Origin of the sequence: Pantoea sp. LS15, from assembly GCF_012241585.1 — a bacterium.
Lineage (GTDB): Bacteria > Pseudomonadota > Gammaproteobacteria > Enterobacterales > Enterobacteriaceae > Enterobacter.
In genome coordinates this window covers 266,540-282,738 of record NZ_JAAVXA010000004.1, presented here as the reverse complement: position 1 = coordinate 282,738, position 16,199 = coordinate 266,540, and the positions used below count along the sequence as shown (strand labels likewise).

General features: G+C 54.5%; 15 protein-coding genes. 4 read left to right on the top strand and 11 right to left on the bottom strand.

Annotation, left to right across the window (positions count from 1 at the left end; all coding sequences use genetic code 11):
- Positions 1-242 precede the first annotated feature (242 nt).
- A complete protein-coding gene (locus tag HED65_RS09155; protein WP_114978328.1) occupies positions 243-1,148 on the top strand; it encodes a LysR substrate-binding domain-containing protein in 906 nt (301 codons plus the stop codon).
- A gap of 47 nt (positions 1,149-1,195) precedes the next feature.
- Here the strand turns inward: HED65_RS09155 and cobO are convergent, their stop codons facing one another.
- The 10 genes from cobO to glmS form a co-directional block, all read right to left on the bottom strand.
- Positions 1,196-1,798 carry a cob(I)yrinic acid a,c-diamide adenosyltransferase gene (gene cobO, locus HED65_RS09150; RefSeq protein WP_108090313.1) on the bottom strand — a complete coding sequence of 201 codons (603 nt, stop codon included), beginning with the start codon at positions 1,796-1,798 and terminating at the stop codon, positions 1,196-1,198.
- Between the two features lie 9 nt (positions 1,799-1,807).
- Positions 1,808-3,460: a class I fumarate hydratase gene (locus HED65_RS09145; RefSeq protein WP_114978327.1), complete on the bottom strand. Its 1,653-nt coding sequence runs from the start codon at positions 3,458-3,460 to the stop codon at positions 1,808-1,810.
- An 82-nt stretch (positions 3,461-3,542) separates the two neighbouring features.
- Positions 3,543-4,544 carry a glutaminase A gene (gene glsA / locus HED65_RS09140; protein WP_114978326.1) on the bottom strand — a complete coding sequence of 334 codons (1,002 nt, stop codon included), beginning with the start codon at positions 4,542-4,544 and terminating at the stop codon, positions 3,543-3,545.
- Between the two features lie 54 nt (positions 4,545-4,598).
- Positions 4,599-5,891, bottom strand: coding sequence for a dicarboxylate/amino acid:cation symporter (locus HED65_RS09135; RefSeq protein WP_114978325.1), 1,293 nt, complete (start codon positions 5,889-5,891; stop codon positions 4,599-4,601).
- A 165-nt stretch (positions 5,892-6,056) separates the two neighbouring features.
- Complete coding sequence (locus HED65_RS09130) at positions 6,057-6,374, bottom strand: DUF4387 domain-containing protein (RefSeq protein ID WP_114978324.1); 318 nt, start codon at positions 6,372-6,374, stop codon at positions 6,057-6,059.
- On the bottom strand, positions 6,371-7,741 hold the full coding sequence (locus HED65_RS09125; RefSeq protein WP_114978323.1) for an acyclic terpene utilization AtuA family protein: 1,371 nt from the start codon (positions 7,739-7,741) through the stop codon (positions 6,371-6,373). Before HED65_RS09125 ends, HED65_RS09130 begins: the two co-directional genes overlap by 4 nt.
- Before the next feature lie 3 nt (positions 7,742-7,744).
- The gene (locus tag HED65_RS09120) at positions 7,745-8,986 is read right to left on the bottom strand and encodes a methylaspartate ammonia-lyase (protein WP_024907735.1); all 1,242 of its coding nucleotides are present in this window, start codon (positions 8,984-8,986) and stop codon (positions 7,745-7,747) included.
- Positions 8,986-10,431: a methylaspartate mutase subunit E gene (locus tag HED65_RS09115; protein WP_114978322.1), complete on the bottom strand. Its 1,446-nt coding sequence runs from the start codon at positions 10,429-10,431 to the stop codon at positions 8,986-8,988. Before HED65_RS09115 ends, HED65_RS09120 begins: the two co-directional genes overlap by 1 nt.
- Positions 10,432-10,449: 18 nt before the next feature.
- Positions 10,450-11,838 (bottom strand): methylaspartate mutase accessory protein GlmL, encoded by a 1,389-nt coding sequence (gene glmL, locus HED65_RS09110; protein ID WP_114978321.1) that lies wholly within the window; start codon positions 11,836-11,838, stop codon positions 10,450-10,452.
- A complete protein-coding gene (gene glmS, locus HED65_RS09105; RefSeq protein WP_028019184.1) occupies positions 11,838-12,287 on the bottom strand; it encodes a methylaspartate mutase subunit S in 450 nt (149 codons plus the stop codon). Before glmS ends, glmL begins: the two co-directional genes overlap by 1 nt.
- Positions 12,288-12,808: 521 nt before the next feature.
- Between glmS and cobA the strand changes: the two genes are divergently transcribed.
- The 3 genes from cobA to HED65_RS09090 are packed head-to-tail and all read left to right on the top strand — an operon-like array spanning position 12,809 to position 15,339.
- Positions 12,809-13,579, top strand: a complete 771-nt coding sequence (gene cobA, locus HED65_RS09100; RefSeq protein ID WP_114978320.1) for a uroporphyrinogen-III C-methyltransferase — start codon at positions 12,809-12,811, stop codon at positions 13,577-13,579.
- Between the two features lie 38 nt (positions 13,580-13,617).
- Positions 13,618-14,688 carry a threonine-phosphate decarboxylase CobD gene (gene cobD / locus HED65_RS09095; protein WP_114978319.1) on the top strand — a complete coding sequence of 357 codons (1,071 nt, stop codon included), beginning with the start codon at positions 13,618-13,620 and terminating at the stop codon, positions 14,686-14,688.
- Between the two features lie 3 nt (positions 14,689-14,691).
- On the top strand, positions 14,692-15,339 hold the full coding sequence (locus HED65_RS09090; protein WP_114978318.1) for a precorrin-2 dehydrogenase/sirohydrochlorin ferrochelatase family protein: 648 nt from the start codon (positions 14,692-14,694) through the stop codon (positions 15,337-15,339).
- Here HED65_RS09090 and HED65_RS09085 read toward each other — a convergent pair.
- Positions 15,331-16,197 (bottom strand): GHMP family kinase ATP-binding protein, encoded by an 867-nt coding sequence (locus HED65_RS09085; protein WP_114978317.1) that lies wholly within the window; start codon positions 16,195-16,197, stop codon positions 15,331-15,333. The two genes, HED65_RS09090 and HED65_RS09085, sit on opposite strands and share 9 nt — an antisense overlap.
- Positions 16,198-16,199: the final 2 nt, after the last annotated feature.

Below are 16,199 nucleotides of genomic sequence, written 5' to 3'. Positions count from 1 at the left end.
GTTTTTCGTATAATAAGACGCTGTCTCCATTACGTGAGACACAAAAGTGAACAGGTTCTTAATAATTTTTCATGTTTCATTCAGTTTTCTGCAAATAGTTTGGCCTGGCGCGCAAAACTGATTAAATCATGGTGTGGATCACTGCCGACAGCGCATAACTAAAATATAATGACGGCATCGTTCTGAAGCAGGGTTTATTCGCTTCAAAAAATTACTATTACCCACCATGAATGGAAGACATGATGAGAGGAAAAATCCCCAAGAGCGAGTTGCTGGTGACGTTCGAAGTTGTGGCGCGTCACGAAAGCTATACCCGCGCCGCAGAAGAGCTGGCGTTAACGCAGAGTGCAGTGTTCAGACAGGTGACGGCCCTGGAGGAGTTTTTACACACCTCATTATTTAACCATGCTAAAAAACGGATTTTTCTAAATGCAGCTGGAAAGCATTATCTGAATATCGTGAAAGAGACGCTTAATAAGCTGGAACGCGATACAAATATGATAATGAGCTGGCAGCCTGCCGTTCAGGTGGTGGAGTTGGCGGTAAATCCTACCTTCAGTACGCACTGGCTGATCCCCAATTTATGGGAGTTTAATAAATTAAATCCTGATATTATTGTTAACATTCACTCTCTGGCTAATATCGGCGATTTTTTAAATCGTGAATACGACGCGGCTATTATGCGCGCAGATTTTTGTCCTCCGTGGTCGGAGGTCGATTATTTATTTGAAGAGGAGATCCTGCCGGTCTGCAGCCGAAGCTTGCTCCCCAGCGCGGAGCAGAAACTGGGGGTTGAGGAACTGCTAAGGGAATTTCCACTGTTACACCAAAGCACTCGCATCAATGGCTGGCAGGAGTGGTTTGCGCTTTCCGGTATTACCAGTCCGGATGTGAATCTTGGCCCGCGTTTTGACCTCCTCTCGATGCTGATTGCCGCAGTAAGATCGAACCTTGGGGTCGCGCTGCTTCCCCGCTTCGCCATCCAGCATGACCTGGATTGCGGCGAGATGGTTATCCCCTGTGATGTTCCTATCCGCACTGGCAACCGCTTCATCATGACGTGGCGGGAAGAAAAGGCTCAGTCTCTGCCGTTACAGACCTTCCGCGAGTGGCTATTACAAAAATCAGTAGTGTCTCCGATGGAGTAAAAATACCGGATGGCGGCAGCGCAGCACGCCATCCGGTACCGGCACGCTTACCAGTCAATGCCCTCCTGTGCCTGAATACCGCTGTCAAATGCGTGTTTTACCGGACGCATTTCGCTAACGGTGTCGGCAAGCGCCAGTAATTGCGAGTGGCAACCGCGTCCGGTGACGATCACGGTCTGCTGCACCGGCCGGTTCTCAACCGCCGCGATCACTTCCTGAGTATCCAGATAGTGATAAGCCAGCATATAGGTGAGTTCATCCAGAACTACCAGGTCGTAACTCGGGTCAGCCAGCATGCGTTTACTCTCCTGCCACACTGCCGTTGCGGCCTGAATATCCGTCTCCCGGTTTTGTGTTTCCCATGTAAAGCCAGTGCCCATAATGTGAAACTCGACGCCGAGCGGATGCAGGGTGTTATATTCGCCATTATCCCACTGTCCTTTAATAAACTGCGCGACGCCAACGGTTTTACCGTGCCCGACGGCACGCGTTGCCGTACCGAAGGCAGCAGTGGACTTTCCTTTTCCGTTGCCAGTGAAGACGATCAGAATTCCTCTCTTCTCTGTCGCTGCCGCGACGCGGGTATCAACCTGCTCTTTGCGCTTTTGCTGTCGTTGGCGGTGTCTGTCTGCGTTGGCTCGCGCTTCCATAATGGCTCCTTAATGTCCGGCAGGGCAGGATGCGCAGCGATGCTGCTGCTCAAACTGGCTGAAGAAATTATTCCCTTTGTCGTCAACCAGCACAAAGGCGGGCAGATTTTCGACCTCCATCATCCACACCGCCTCCATGCCCAGTTCGGGATACTCAAGACAGCGCAGGCTTTTCACGAACTGCTGTGCCAGCAGAGCCGCCGCACCGCCGATACTGCCGAGGTTGAAGCCACCGTGTTTATGGCAGGCATCGGTGACCTGCTGGCTGCGGTTACCTTTGGATAGCATGATCAGGCTTCCGCCCGCGGCCTGGAACGCATCGACGTAGCCGTCCATGCGCCCGCCGGTGGTTGGGCCGAGGGAGCCGCAGGCCTGATTCTCCGGTGTTTTCGCCGGCCCGGCGTAATAGACGATATGATTTTTCATGTACTCCGGCATCGGCTCGCCGTTATCCAGCCGCGCTTTGATTTTGGCGTGGGCGATATCGCGGGCGACCACAATCGGGCCGCTTAACGACAGTCGGGTGCCGATTGGCAGAGCGGACATATCACGCAGGATCTCGCGCAGCGGGCGGTTCAGGTTGATCTGAACGGTCCGGGTGTCGTTTTCCTCACGGCTGGCGTCGGGGATGTATTTCCCTGGGTTATGCTCCAGTTTTTCCAGCCAAATACCGTGCTTGTTGATTTTGGCTTTGATATTCCGGTCGGCAGAGCAGGAGAGTGCCATGGCGACAGGACAGGAACCGCCGTGGCGCGGCAGACGAATGACGCGGATATCATGCGCGAAGTACTTGCCACCAAACTGGGCACCGATGCCGAATTCGCGGCTGGCGTTAAGCAGCGTGGTTTCAAGCTCCGTGTCACGGAACGCCTGACCCAGTTCGTTCCCGCTGGTGGGCAGGTTGTCATAATATTTTGTTGAGGCCAGCTTAGCCACCTTCAGCGCCTGGTCGGCAGAGAGGCCGCCGACAACAAAGGCAATGTGATACGGTGGACAGGCCGCGGTACCGAGCGACTTCATTTTCTCGATCAGGAATGCGGTGAGTTTCTCCGGCTGCAGAATGGATTTCGTTTCCTGAAACAGCGCGGCTTTGTTAGCCGAACCACCGCCTTTATTGACAAACAGGAAGCGATATTCGCTCCCCGGCGTGGCGCTGATGTCTATCTGTGCCGGCAGGTTAGTTTGGGTGTTGACCTCGGTATACATGTCCAGCGGTGCGTTTTGCGAATAGCGCAGGTTACACTCGCTAAAGGTGGCATAAACCCCTTTGCTCAGCGCTTCGGCGTCATCACCGCCGGTCCAGACGTGCTGGCCTTTGCTCGCCACAATGGTGGCCGTGCCGGTATCCTGGCAGTTTGGCAGGACACCTTTTGCCGAAACCTCGGCATTGCGTAGCAGTTGAAGGGCGACATATTTATCGTTACTGCTGGCCTGCGGGTCGTGCAGAATGCTGGCTATCTGCGTTAAATGTCCGGCGCGCAGGAAGAATGAGGCTTCATAAAAGGCCTGCTGGGCCAACAGGGTCAATGCCTCAGGCGCCACCTTAATGACCTCCTCGCCCTCTAACTCCGTCACCGTAACGTGTTGCGTGCTGAGGAGTTCATATTCCGTCGTATCTTTACTCTGAACAAACAGTTCCTGCCAGACAAATGGTTTAGACATGTTACTTCTCACTTTGTGGTCGTTTTTGCCGGGCACTGGCACAGCTACCGTGCCCGGCTTACAAAATCACAGCCGGTTGGGATCAATGGGCTAAAAAGAGACTGGCCTGCGTCGCCTCAGCGACATACGCAATCGTCTGCTGGGCGCGGACGCTATTCCCGGCGGCATCCAGCGGTGGCGAATAGACCGCGATGGCGTATTGCCCGGGCACGATGGCAACCATGCCGCCGCCGACGCCGCTCTTCGCCGGGATCCCAACGGTGTACAGCCATTTGCCGCTGCCGTCGTACAGCCCGGCAATTGCCATTTCCGCCAGAACCTGCGGTACGTAGCGTTCATTCAGCAATTGCTTACCGTTGAAAGGCGATTTGCCTTTGTTCGCCAGCACCGCGCCCATTTTGGCGAGCTGCTCAACGGTGATATCTACGGAACACTGGCGGGTATAGATTTCTACAGCTTCCCGGGTATCGCCATAAAAGCTGTTGTAGGACGCCATCAGCATCGCCAGCGCCTGGTTATGCTGATTGGTCTCCATTTCTGATTTGAACACCGGTTCGTTGACGGTCAGCGAGGCATCGGCCCACGCATTCAGGTTATTGAGAATTTTGTTCCAGCGGTCGGTCTTATCTTTCGCCTCAATCAGGCTTACCGTGCTCATCGCTCCCGCATTTACCAGCGGGTTTTCCGGCGCACCTTTGGTCAGCTCAATCGCTAAGCCGGAGTTGAAGGGCAGACCGGTCGCACTGGCGCCGAGTTTATCCAGCACCTCCTGCGGACCACGTTGCTCCATCGCCAGCGCCAGGGTGAAAACTTTACTCAGCGACTCCATTGGGAACGCTTTTTTCACATCACCGACCTGGTAAATGTTGCCGTCGACCGTAGCGAGGGTGATGGCGAAATTGTTGGGGCTATAGGTCGCCAGGGCGGGGATGTAGTCGGCGACTTTCCCCTCATGATTACCTTTAAATTTTTGGTGAGCCTGCTCAAGCAGCTGCGCGTAGTCCGGCGTGGGTTGCGCCAGAGTCGCGGCGCTGAACAACAGGCTCACGGATAAGAGGCTGACGCCGAAAATATTTATCTTCATGGGGCTATCCTGTAAATCGGAAGACAAAAGGCCAACGACGGTTGGCCTTTGTAATCAATACATGGCGATTTCTGTGTCTGAAGTGGTACTTTCTTTGGCCGGAACCTTGCCGCGGCAACCGATGCCGAAGTGTTCGCCTTCCCAGCGCCCGACGATAGCGGCACCCATCGCGTTACTCATCACGTTGGTGGCGGAACGGCCCATGTCGAGGAACGGATCGACGCCCATCAGCAAAATCAGACCCGCTTCCGGAATGTTGAACTGGTTGAGCGTGGCGGCAATAACCACCATTGATGCACGTGGCACGCCCGCCATCCCTTTCGAGGTCAGCATCAGGATCAGCAGCATGGTGATCTGCTCGCCAATGCTCAGTTCGATGTTGCACGCCTGGGCGATAAACACGGTAGCAAACGAGCAGTAGGCCATTGAGCCGACCAGGTTAAAGGAGTAGCCGATGGGCAGGACAAAGCTGGCAATCCTGGAGGAGACGCCGAATTTTTCCAGTTTGTTCAGCGTGCCCGGGAAAGCCGCTTCTGAGCTTGAGGTCGTAAAGGCCAGCAGTGCAGGTTCGAAGATCGCTTTTGTCAGACGACTGATGCACGGACCGACAATCATCGTGGACAGGCCAATCAGAATCGCCCACAGCAGGCCGAGCGTCATGTAGAACTCGCCCATGAAAATACCTGCGCTGACCATCACACCCAGACCGCGTTCGGCAATCAGTCCGGAGATCGCGGCAAACACGGTCAACGGTGCAAACAGCATGACGTAGCCCGTCAGCTTCAGCATCACATGCACCAGAGAGTCGAGCACCTTAATGATGGGCTCGGCTTTCTCGCCAATGGCCGCCAGGCTGCAGCCGAGGAAAATCGAGAACACCACGATTTGCAGAATCTCATTGCGGGCCATAGCATCAACGATGCTGGTCGGTACCGCGTGAGAGATAAACACTTTCAGCGTGAACGGCTCGGACTGAACAGCCGCAACGGCCCCGGCGTCATGGGCGACAAAGTTAATACCTGCGCCAGGCTGGAAGATGTTGACGATAACCAGCCCCAGCGCGATCGACAGCAGCGAGGCACAAATAAAAAGGAAAAAGGTTTTGGAGAATATACGGCCGAGAGTTTTAGCATCACCCATTTTGGCGATGCCAACCACCAGGGTTGAAATGACCAGTGGGGCGATAATCATTTTCACCATGCGTAAGAATATGGTGGTGAAAATAGAAATATCTTGTGAATACGATTTTGCTGTATCTGCTGATGCCATATTATTAATGACCACCCCGGCTATCATGCCGAGTATCAAACCTAATATGATCATTTTCGTTAAGCTTATTTTTTTCATGTTTACTCCATCGGATAAAGGTTGGTTAATGTGTAGGGTCGCGTGCGTCTGAGCCATGACGAACCGCTCAGACGCACGTTTGTTGTGACCAACCGCATGAATTATCTGGAATACAGTGATACAGCAAATATCTATATCCCAATGGACGTTGTTGTATTTGTAGTGTTACAGCTCAAACTCAATACTTAATAACGGCGCATGCTGCTGGGCACCATAAACATCATTGTCACCGACGTTGCCGGAGATAATATCGCGAGGCATGACAATTTTGACCGCATTGGCCGGGTCGAACCAGATAATGCGATGTATAAAGTCAGGCTTAACGTTATATAAACGGGCAATAAGCTGTGGCGTTAATTGCTCCGAGGCTTTTACCCGTTGATAGTCTTCATGCGTTTTAAATAAAATATCCAGAACCAGCTCATACGGCCCCGCATTTTTAGAACGAATGACCTGCGCCAGTGAGCAAATACTGTGTTTCATAACTGAACTCCTTCTGGCGTGACCTGCTCGATGTGGAAATCAAACCGTAGCGCGTCACTCGCTTCAATCAGGTGATAGATTGAGAACTCATACACCGGGCCGCTCTGAATATCGGAAGGGGAGAACGGGAACGCGAGGTTGCCCGCAGTAGCGATCCGGTTTTCATAGCCGTAGTGCAGCAGGGTAGAGCGCACCAGCGAACAGACGCTGTTGGCGATATCCTGGGTGGGGGCCACCACGTCCAGCAAAATTCCCAGCTCGTGCCCGGCAGACTGCATCGGCTCATGGTTGCCCATCACGCCATTCTTTCCGTACAGGTGGAACGTCATGCGGATGCTGTCGTCATTCAGCGAGAGGTTGCGCTTCACGCTGACCTGCACCTCTTCGAGGATGTTATCGATCCCGGCAATCATGATCGGGTCGCGCGTACCAGCAATGGTCAGACAGCGGAAGCCGACCCGGCGGGCACCTTCCAGCTTCAGCGCATACGGCGTTTCTTCGTGACGGGAACCGCTGACGTACACTTCGCCCTCGTTGACCGCTTTGAAGCTGCACCCTTTCAGGTTCAGGACGCCGCCCGGTCCCGGCAGGAAGTACGGGTCGGATTTCTCATACAGGGTATGCGCTGCAGCCGATGTTTCGGTGAATTTACGCTTCGGATTAAACGTTTTCAGCGTAAAGCCGTTATCGTCAATGATGCCCATCGCGCAGTCGGAGCCAGATCCCGGCGTAGCAGCAATTGCTGCGCACTCAAGGATCTTACCGCAATGCAGCGCCAGACCTTCATCGAAGCCCTGCATGATAGGCAGTGCGGCAAAGCAGGCCGGATCGTATGCCCGTCCGCCCAGCACCACCTGCGCCCCGGCCGCAAGAGCCCGCTGGAAAGGCTCGATACCCATCTGTGCGACAATGTAGGTACTCTCCTCGATGGCCTCGTGGGTCAACTCCGGGACGAAATCCAGGGCAGTGATTTTCCCGTTATCCAGCGCCTGATGCACAGTGGCTTTATCGACATCCGACGGGATCAGCGCCATAGAGAATGAAAGCTTCTCTTCCTGAGCAATCTCGAGGATTATCTGCCGGCACCACTCCAGATGTGGCGCGGCGCCGGAGCCACCGGCGGTACCGATCACCACCGGAATATTGTGCTTAACGCCAGCCACGATCATATAGCGTAGATCGCGTTTTACCCCCGCCCGGTCGGTGAAAGGCTTACCTGCCCCCAGATAGTGGGGGCCAGGGTCGGAAGAGCCCGCGTCAACAGCAATAAGATCCGGCGACTCTTCCATAGCTTTACGAAAACTCTCTTCCGGGAAGCCATAGCCCAGGATTGCCGTTGGCGATAAGATCTTAAATGTACGTGCCATCTTTTAATCCTTAGTTTGCAACAGTGCGATGGTGCGGTTCATTTCGTTAAACACGATGTTAAGACCTTCATCGAAGCCCATGCCCGGTTTGATCAGCATGCGCATCGGGCGAGCGGCGAGGGCCACGTGCACGCAGGTGCGGGCGCTGATTTCCGTTTCGTTACAGGTACCGCCCTGATAGGCTTCCATGCCGTGCTTGTTGCAATACAGCACCGCATCAACGATGTTGTGAATACCGCCCAGGTCCGGGGTTTTTATCTGCACCATATGGCAGCTGCCAGCATCGGTGAAATCCACAATGTCCTGATAGGTGTTACACCACTCATCCGCAACGATTTTCACGCCGGAACCCAGGCGCATCAGTTCGTGGGTGATGGCGGTCAGCAGGCGGATTTGGTCCGGCTTATTACCCGCATCCACCGGCCCCTCAATGTACAGCGGCAGGCCCTGGGCCTCTTTTTCGAGGCTGGCGATATACGCGGCGCAACGAACCGGGTCCATATCGAAAATCAGGCCGATGGTGCCGTACACGTCGATGTGCAGCGTCGGGCGATAGCGCGGGCTGGTGCGCAGGCTTAAGATGCGGTCGGATAACCAGCGTACATACTCACGCAGTTTTTCCCCTTTCAGGCCCAGCTTCTCTTCCACGTTGTTAATAAGCGCATGCGGCAGTACATCAACACCTTTGAGGATCATCTTGTCGACGGCGATATAGCGGTCGTCACCGCTCTGACCAAATAATGGGATGGCTTCCGGGACGCACGGCAGTTGCCACTCGTCACAAACGACTTCCGTTTTCAGACGACCGGTCGCCAGGGCTGCCGCGTCGAGCAATGCCTGCGACAAGCCATACCGTACGGCGGTATGCAGCAGATGGCCATCTATACGCAGTTCGTCAAAGAAACGGGCATTCGTCAGGAATCGGTCAACGTCACGGCCTTCCAGCAGCGGTTTGATGTGATCATTAAGGAACGGAATGAAGTGTTCAGCCAGGAACAGCGGGTCACGGCCGCCTGCACCTGAATATTGCACCGCTGCACAATCGCCCACCGCCACTGCGCCGTTTTCCAGAATCAGCTGTACGGATACGCATTCACCCGCCTGACGAACAGACGTAAATCCAGGCGTTACCGGATTGCCGGTATAGATAAATCCGTCATGCCCGGCACCGTTTTTGATGGCCTGCTGATCGTCGAAATAGAATGAGGAGTAGCCTGCGGTGAAAAGGGCCTGTTTAATTTTCATTATGGTCTTCCTATTAATTTACTGTGGGATACCGCGTTGATGTCATCAACAACCATCTGGAATGAGGGCTTACGTCCTTCAAAACGCGCGCGCTCGGCGACGTAATCGTGATGCAGGGCGAGAATATCTTTCGGCAGCGGAACCGCGCCGGCTTCCAGGACGCGAATCGCCCCGGCGTTATCACGCACCGGCAGGATTTTGCCCGCGTTGCAGGAGGCGGGAGCAAAGGGTACGTCCAGCACGCCAGCTTCAAACGCCAGCACTGTTCCGCGCGCAACATCACCGTTGCCCAGCTCGAAGACTTTTTTCAGCACGGCGCGGACTTCGCTCTTAATGAGCTCGACTTCCTGCTCGACGGCGGCGCACGGTGGGAATTTCTGATCGCTGACCATATTGAGCATCTGACGTGAGGCCTTCAGACCCTGGGCGTTTGCGGCGGCGGTCGGAATACCGAACGCTTCGTGCGGGCTCTTGGTGATCACTTTGGTCGCTCCGGACATACCGGCAACCGCTGCACCCCAGGAGATAATGGCAAATGCTTTCGACTCATCTTCCGGGAAGCCGCCCATCCACTGGTGGAAGACGGTACTCAGCTCGTAATCGTCAAAGCCGTGGTTATGGAAATATTCGTGGGAGAGTTCGCGCAGAGCCTGAATGGCGGCGATATCCTGCGTCAGGCTACCGACCTGGCCGTAGCCGACGGTGATTGACTTCACGCCCTGTTCCAGCGCCAGCAGACCTTCGATAATTGCCACAGAGTGGGACACAAATGGCGGGATCAGGGTACCGGTCAGCGGGCCAAACGGTTCACGGTTGATACGGATGCCGTTCTCTTCGTACAGGCCCATCAGTCGGTCGCAGTACTGCCAGTCGCGGATGGATTTTTCCAGAGTGACGCGCTTAGCGTACGGGATGTTGTAGGAGATACCGCCGCCTTCGTAGCTGGTAAAGCCGCTGGCCATTGCGATCTCCGCCAGCAGGCGCGCATCCGGCGTGCCGTGACGTACCTGAATCGGTTTCTCCAGCGCTTCAGTCATGCGACGGCAGGCGGCGACGCCGTGGTTGACGACCGGTAAGCCGTTAAGTTTGGAGGTGCCCGCTTCGATGGATTTTTGGATCCCTATCGCTGCCTCTTCATAGCGATTCAGACGGGTGTAGGCATCAATGGTGCTGGGCAGCAAATCGCAATCTTCCTGCAGCGTTTTGAGCAGGGCGATATGTTCATCCATGAGCGCTACGCCAGCGCGCGGCTGGCTCAGGGTTTTACCTTCCTGGTCCGCCTTCAGTAAAGCGTGAGAAAAGCGTTTTTGCTCAGGAATGGTTTGCTGGTACTTCACGCCATCTTCGAAGTTCTCAACGTCCTTGCCGGTATGCCAGGTTTGTAAGACCTGTTGCCGCTCAGTCATGAATTCGTCATGGGTTAGCTTTTTATTTCGAAGTTCCATTCGTTGCTGCCTTAGGTTTTATAGGGTTAAACAATGAATACTGGTGCGAGCCGCCGCCTGCGGGTCCAGCCTGGCGACATTCGCCAGCAGAGGAAGCAGACCTTTTGCATCGCGGTAATAGTCAAACTGCCCGGGTAAAAGCACACGTCTGCTGCTGTCGTCCAGCTCGCGGTACTTCAGCCAGCGGTGAACATCAAACTGGCTGGCGCGGGAGAGCCATCCCCCGGAGCCCACCACTTTGCGCACGGTGGTCAGATCGCGCCCCACCTGCAAATCGACGTTACCTACGCAGGTACAGACCTGTTTTTTGGTGCCAGCATGGCGCTCACTGGCGTACCCAACGCACAGCCCGGCCAGCAGCGTGTCGAAATGTTTTTCTTCTTCGGTGACCGGCAGATAATCCGGGTGCGCGACCAGATGGCGCAGATAGCGATAAAACGCTTCCTTGCGCTGAGGCTGATGGGCGAACACCGCGTTCACCAGTTCCTGGGTACTTTCGCCGACCACCACCGCCGAGACGCGCATACCGAGGTCTCCCTCTACGGTGCGTTTAACAAATGGCTCAGGCACACCGTGCAGAACGGTATCCGGGGAGAGCATGTTGGCGCTGGCGGAATAGACGTCGGTGGTGGCACCGCCCATGTCGATCAGCATGAATTCTTTCCACGCGCTGTCGACGTCGCTGATCGCTTTCACCAGTTCGTAGACGGTCCACGGTGTTGGCATCGGCTCCTCGCCGGTTTCCCCGACGATAACGTCCAGTCCTTTCCCCTTCACAATGCGGGACAGAAAGACATCGCAGATGGCTTTGCGGGCGGCATACGGATTCGGGTGATCGAGGTCAGGCAAAACGTTGTCGACCGTAATCAGATCTTTGTGGCCAAGAATAGCCTGCACGTCGTCCTGAATATCGCGGTTTCCAGCGTAGATAATGGCGCAATCCAGCTTTGACGCTGCCAGCGCGCGAGCATTGGCAAGACCGTAGCTCTCTTCTCCGCCATCCGTACCGCCTGTGAACAGCAGAATGTCCGGTGGAGAATCCTCCAGCGCCCGAATATCGTGGCGGTTCAGTTTGTAGGAGTAGTACTGGGCGATTTTGGCACCTGCCGAATGAGCGGTGACTTTGGCCGATTCCAGGGTTATCGACGGCACCAGACCCATTGCGGCAACGGCGAGCCCACCTTTTGCCGACGAGGAGTATTTCAGCGTAACGTCCCCGCTGTTCAGCAAAGGTCGCGCATCGGCAACGTTTAGCACCTGATTCAGGCTGGTAAAGAACCCCTCCGCCAGGTGATGGGTCGTCGTCGGGGTCAGAACGTGGTTGACCAACGTTAGCGCATCACCCTCCGGTGTGAAGAGCGCTGCTTTGGTCCACGTCGAACCTATGTCGACTGAGACGATTTGCATCAGAAACCCTCTTCAAGACAAAGCTCTTCAACGCGCTGACGCTGCTGTATATCGTTCGCCATCAGCTGACAGACGTCTTCCAGGTCGTGGCTTGGGGCGAAAACGCGGTTGAAACCCATCTCTTTGAATTTGGCTTCGACATCGGCAAAATCGTGCTTACCCACGACCAGATTACCGCCAACAAAAAGCAGGATGTCGCCAATACCGCGTTCGATGCAGCGCTCACGCAGCCCCAGGCAGTCGATGTCGCCATGGCCGTAGATGGATGAAACGACAATAGCATCAGCCCCGGTTTCGATGGCCGCATCAATATATTCATCCTGGCTCACCATCACACCAAGATTGATGACGTGAAAATTATGAGAAGTAAAAACACGGTCCAGAACTTTATTGCCTACCGCATGGCAGTCAGCACCAATGACGCCAATAACAAGTGTTGATTTCTTCATGGGTAATCCTCTGTAGGGCTGATAGTAAAAATATTATGGGTATTAAAAATAGTTAATGGATATTCGGTCTGTTAATGGTGTTGGAGTGTCTTTTGAAGACGAAAAGGAAGCAATTGATCTATTTTCAAAAAATCCTTCCAAAAATGATGATGGTAATGGTGTGTCATATAAAATCATTGAAATTCAATCTGTTGAATGAGATTGGTTTTGGGTTTGATATTTATCTGTAAACGTTGATGACAAAAGCATTGTGATATTTGTGATCGAGCGCCTGTTTTATTGTTGAGAGTAGAAAATATATTTTTTTTTTTTGACTTTTATAAGTGGGGGCTATTGCCATGCAGACATTGGTGAGAGGGTGTTTACTGTTTTATTGATATTGGTCATAAACGCCATTCGTACAATTAAGGGAGAGTGATAAATACATCAAACTTTTGGCATGTAGAGGTGGGTATAATTCAGCGCTAATTTTAATTATCCGTTTTCTTGCATCTTTGAATATTTAATCTGAGGATATAACGATGAGTAAAGGGAAGGTTTGGCTTGTAGGGGCAGGGCCTGGTGATGCGTCTCTGATAACGGTAAAAGGTCTGCACTGTATCCGCCATGCGGAGGTGATTGTCCATGATCGCCTGGTTAACCCTGAGCTTCTGGCCCAGGCTCCGGCAAGCTGTCTGATTATTGATGTTGGTAAAACCCCAAGTCATCATCCGGTACCTCAGGAACAAATCAATGCCTTGCTGGTTAAGCATGCCGGGGAAGGGCGGCAGGTGGTGCGTCTGAAAGGCGGTGACCCCTACGTTTTTGGCCGCGGGGGTGAAGAGGCCGAGCAACTGGCGAAAGACGGCCTGGCGTTTGAAGTCGTGCCGGGGATCAGCTCCTCGATTGGCGGATTGGCCTATGCCGGGATACCGGTCACGCACCGTCATTACGCCTCCAGTTTTCATATTGTGACCGGTCATATGTGCCAGGGGAACGATCCGCAAAACTGGCATGCGCTGGCGAAAATCAACGGAACGCTGATCATTCTGATGGGAATGACCCGGCTGACGGAAATCTGCCAGCAGCTCATCGAGGGAGGCATGTCCGCTGAGACGCCGGTGGCGGTAGTGATGTATGCCAGCCAGTCTCGTCAGCAGATTGCCAAAGGTACGCTGACCGATATCCACCTCGAGGTTGAGCGTCAACAACTGCATGCTCCTGCGCTGATTGTCGTCGGTGAGGTGGTCAACCTGCAGGAGATACTGGCGTTTTCTGCATCGCATATCGCGCTGAATCAGGTTGTTGTCTGATGTTATCCTGACATTTTCAAAATGGCCGAGTGAAACGAATGAGTGAGCATGGTGGTAATGTCCTGGAAACGGGGCTGCAGTTGGGGATCGCTCCCGAGTTGTTGTTAGACTTTAGCGCGAACATCAATCCGTTAGGGCTACCCGAGCGCGTCAGGTCGCTCATTGTGTCCCATCTGGATATCATCACGCAGTACCCGGACGTTGAATACCGCCATCTTCATCAGGCGCTGGCCAGCGCCAGTCAGTGTGACTACGACCAGACAATTGCCGGGAATGGCGAAACGGAGTTGATCTATGGCCTGGTGCGAACGCTTGCCCCTCGCCGGGCGATGCTGCTGGTGCCAGGGTTTGCCGAATATCGCCGGGCATTACAGCAGCAGGGTTGCCAGATAATCGACTACGCGCTGAGTGAGCAGAACGGGTTCCAGGTGGATTTCTCCATACTGGACGCCGTTCGCGCGCACAGGCCCGATTGCCTGTTTATCGCAACGCCGAATAACCCTACCGGACTCATGCCTGATGCCGGTCTTCTCGATCAACTGGCCTCGCTGTGCGAAACGCTGGAGATTTCGCTGATTGTTGATGAAGCTTTTATTGATTTTCTGCCGCAGGGATCCATGCTGGCGCCGCGACTGGCTGAGTCACGTTATCTTTACCTGCTGCGTTCTCTGACCAAGTTTTTTGCTATTCCCGGACTGCGCCTTGGGTATCTGCTCAGCGGAAATACGCAGACTATTCGCCAGCTTAAACGCACCCGTGAGCCCTGGTCCGTGAATGCCTTTTCGGCACTTGTGGGGCAACATTTGTTGCTGGATGAGGACTATATTTCTCGCAGCCATGCCTTTATCGCCCGGGAGCGGGATTTCCTGTGGCAGGCGATGACGCGTTTTTCATCGCTGGTGGTCTGGGAGCCGCAGGCCAATTTTATTTTCTTCCGCTGCGTGCGTCAGGGGTTCGACCTGAAAGCGGCACTGCTTGGTCACCATATCCTTATTCGCCACTGCGAAAACTATCCAGGGCTCGATCGCGACTACTATCGGATTGCCGTGCGTACTGAAGCGGAGAACCGTCGGTTTATTGCCGCGCTAACTGACGTTTTACAAGGCTAGGCGATGGACTATTTCCCGATTTTTTGCAATCTGAAGGGTAAACGCTGCCTGATCGTAGGTGGTGGGCAGGTGGCGACGCATAAGGCAAAGGGGCTGCTGGCTGCCGGGGCTGAGTTGTGTCTGGTTGCGCCCTCCCTGACGCCGGAACTCGCCAGCCTGCACGCGTGCGGTGACATCGAGTGGGTCCCGGCGACGTTTGCGCCGCAGTATCTGCAATCATGCTGGCTGGTTATTGCCGCAACCAGCGATCCGCAGGTGAACCGTCAGGTCGCCAGGGCCGCCAGCGCGGAGCGTCTGTTTTGCAATGTCGCAGACGACCCTTCTGCTGCCACCTTTATCTCACCGGCCATTATTGACCATTCGCCGGTCATTATTGCACTTAGTTGCGGAGGCAACGCGCCGGTCTACAGTAAGATCCTCAAAGCACATGTCGCAGCCCATCTTCCTCCGGACATGCGAGAAAGCGTGCGGCTGGCGGGGGCGCTGCGTGAAAGGGTGAACGGCGCATGCGTTGACCGGGATCGCAAGCGCGCATTTTGGGCCGCATTCTTCCGGCATGTTCCGCTGCAACAGGCTTTAGCGCAGAATCACGAGCAAGAGGTTAAGCAGCAGGTCGAGTGGCTCATCCAGCACAAGTTGCTGTCAGAGTAGCGTCACGCCGCCTTTTACCATCCGCAGCAGGTGCTGTTCAGGCCAGTGACGGGTGAGCTGTTTTTTTGCTAACAGCCATTTCACATAATCGACATCGTCTTTATTTCTGTCCAGCATCAACCCCACGACGCTGCCGCTGTGCGCCACGTTCACCCCGTAGATGCCGCACTCCTCCACCAGTGAGAGCAGTGCGTCAAAATCCGGTTTAGGTAACAGTGTCTGGCTGGCGATGGCGCTGAGGGTTGCCGCTTCTCCCATCCGGTAAGGGTTTTGCGTCATACAGGATTCCTGTACTTTTTCCCATGCACGCTTCAGCGCTGGCGCACCGGCATGTAACCCAGCCTGACGTGGGATGCGGTGATAATCGGCCGTGCGCAGCGTTTGCGGACTTTCAAGAACAAGCAGATCGAGATTGGGCTGGGTGTCACATGAAATCTGCGTGGAAGCGTCGTTATGATCGAAAAGGGTCAACTGGTGAAACACGGTACTGTCGGTAGGTTCGAGTGAAACGCAAAGCGTTGCCAGTGTGCTTTCGTCAAGCTGATGCCCCAGATGGTGGGCGGTGGCGATGGCGGTGGCGGCGATATCTGCGGTGCTGCTGGCCATCCCTTTGGCAATCGGGATGGTCGAATGCACATCAATGCGGATATCCTGGCTCAACTGCGCCGGGTAGTGCCAGTGCTGCAATAACCGCTCGACCATCGCGCGCGACAGTGGGCGTTCATCCGCCAGGGCTGAGCCGTGGCTCACCTCAACCATGCTGTACCATTCGACAGGGCAGGAGACCAGTTTCTCACTGCCCAAAATCCAGCCCTGGATAAGCTCACCGCACGACGCGGGGCATTGCGCAACAGCCACGT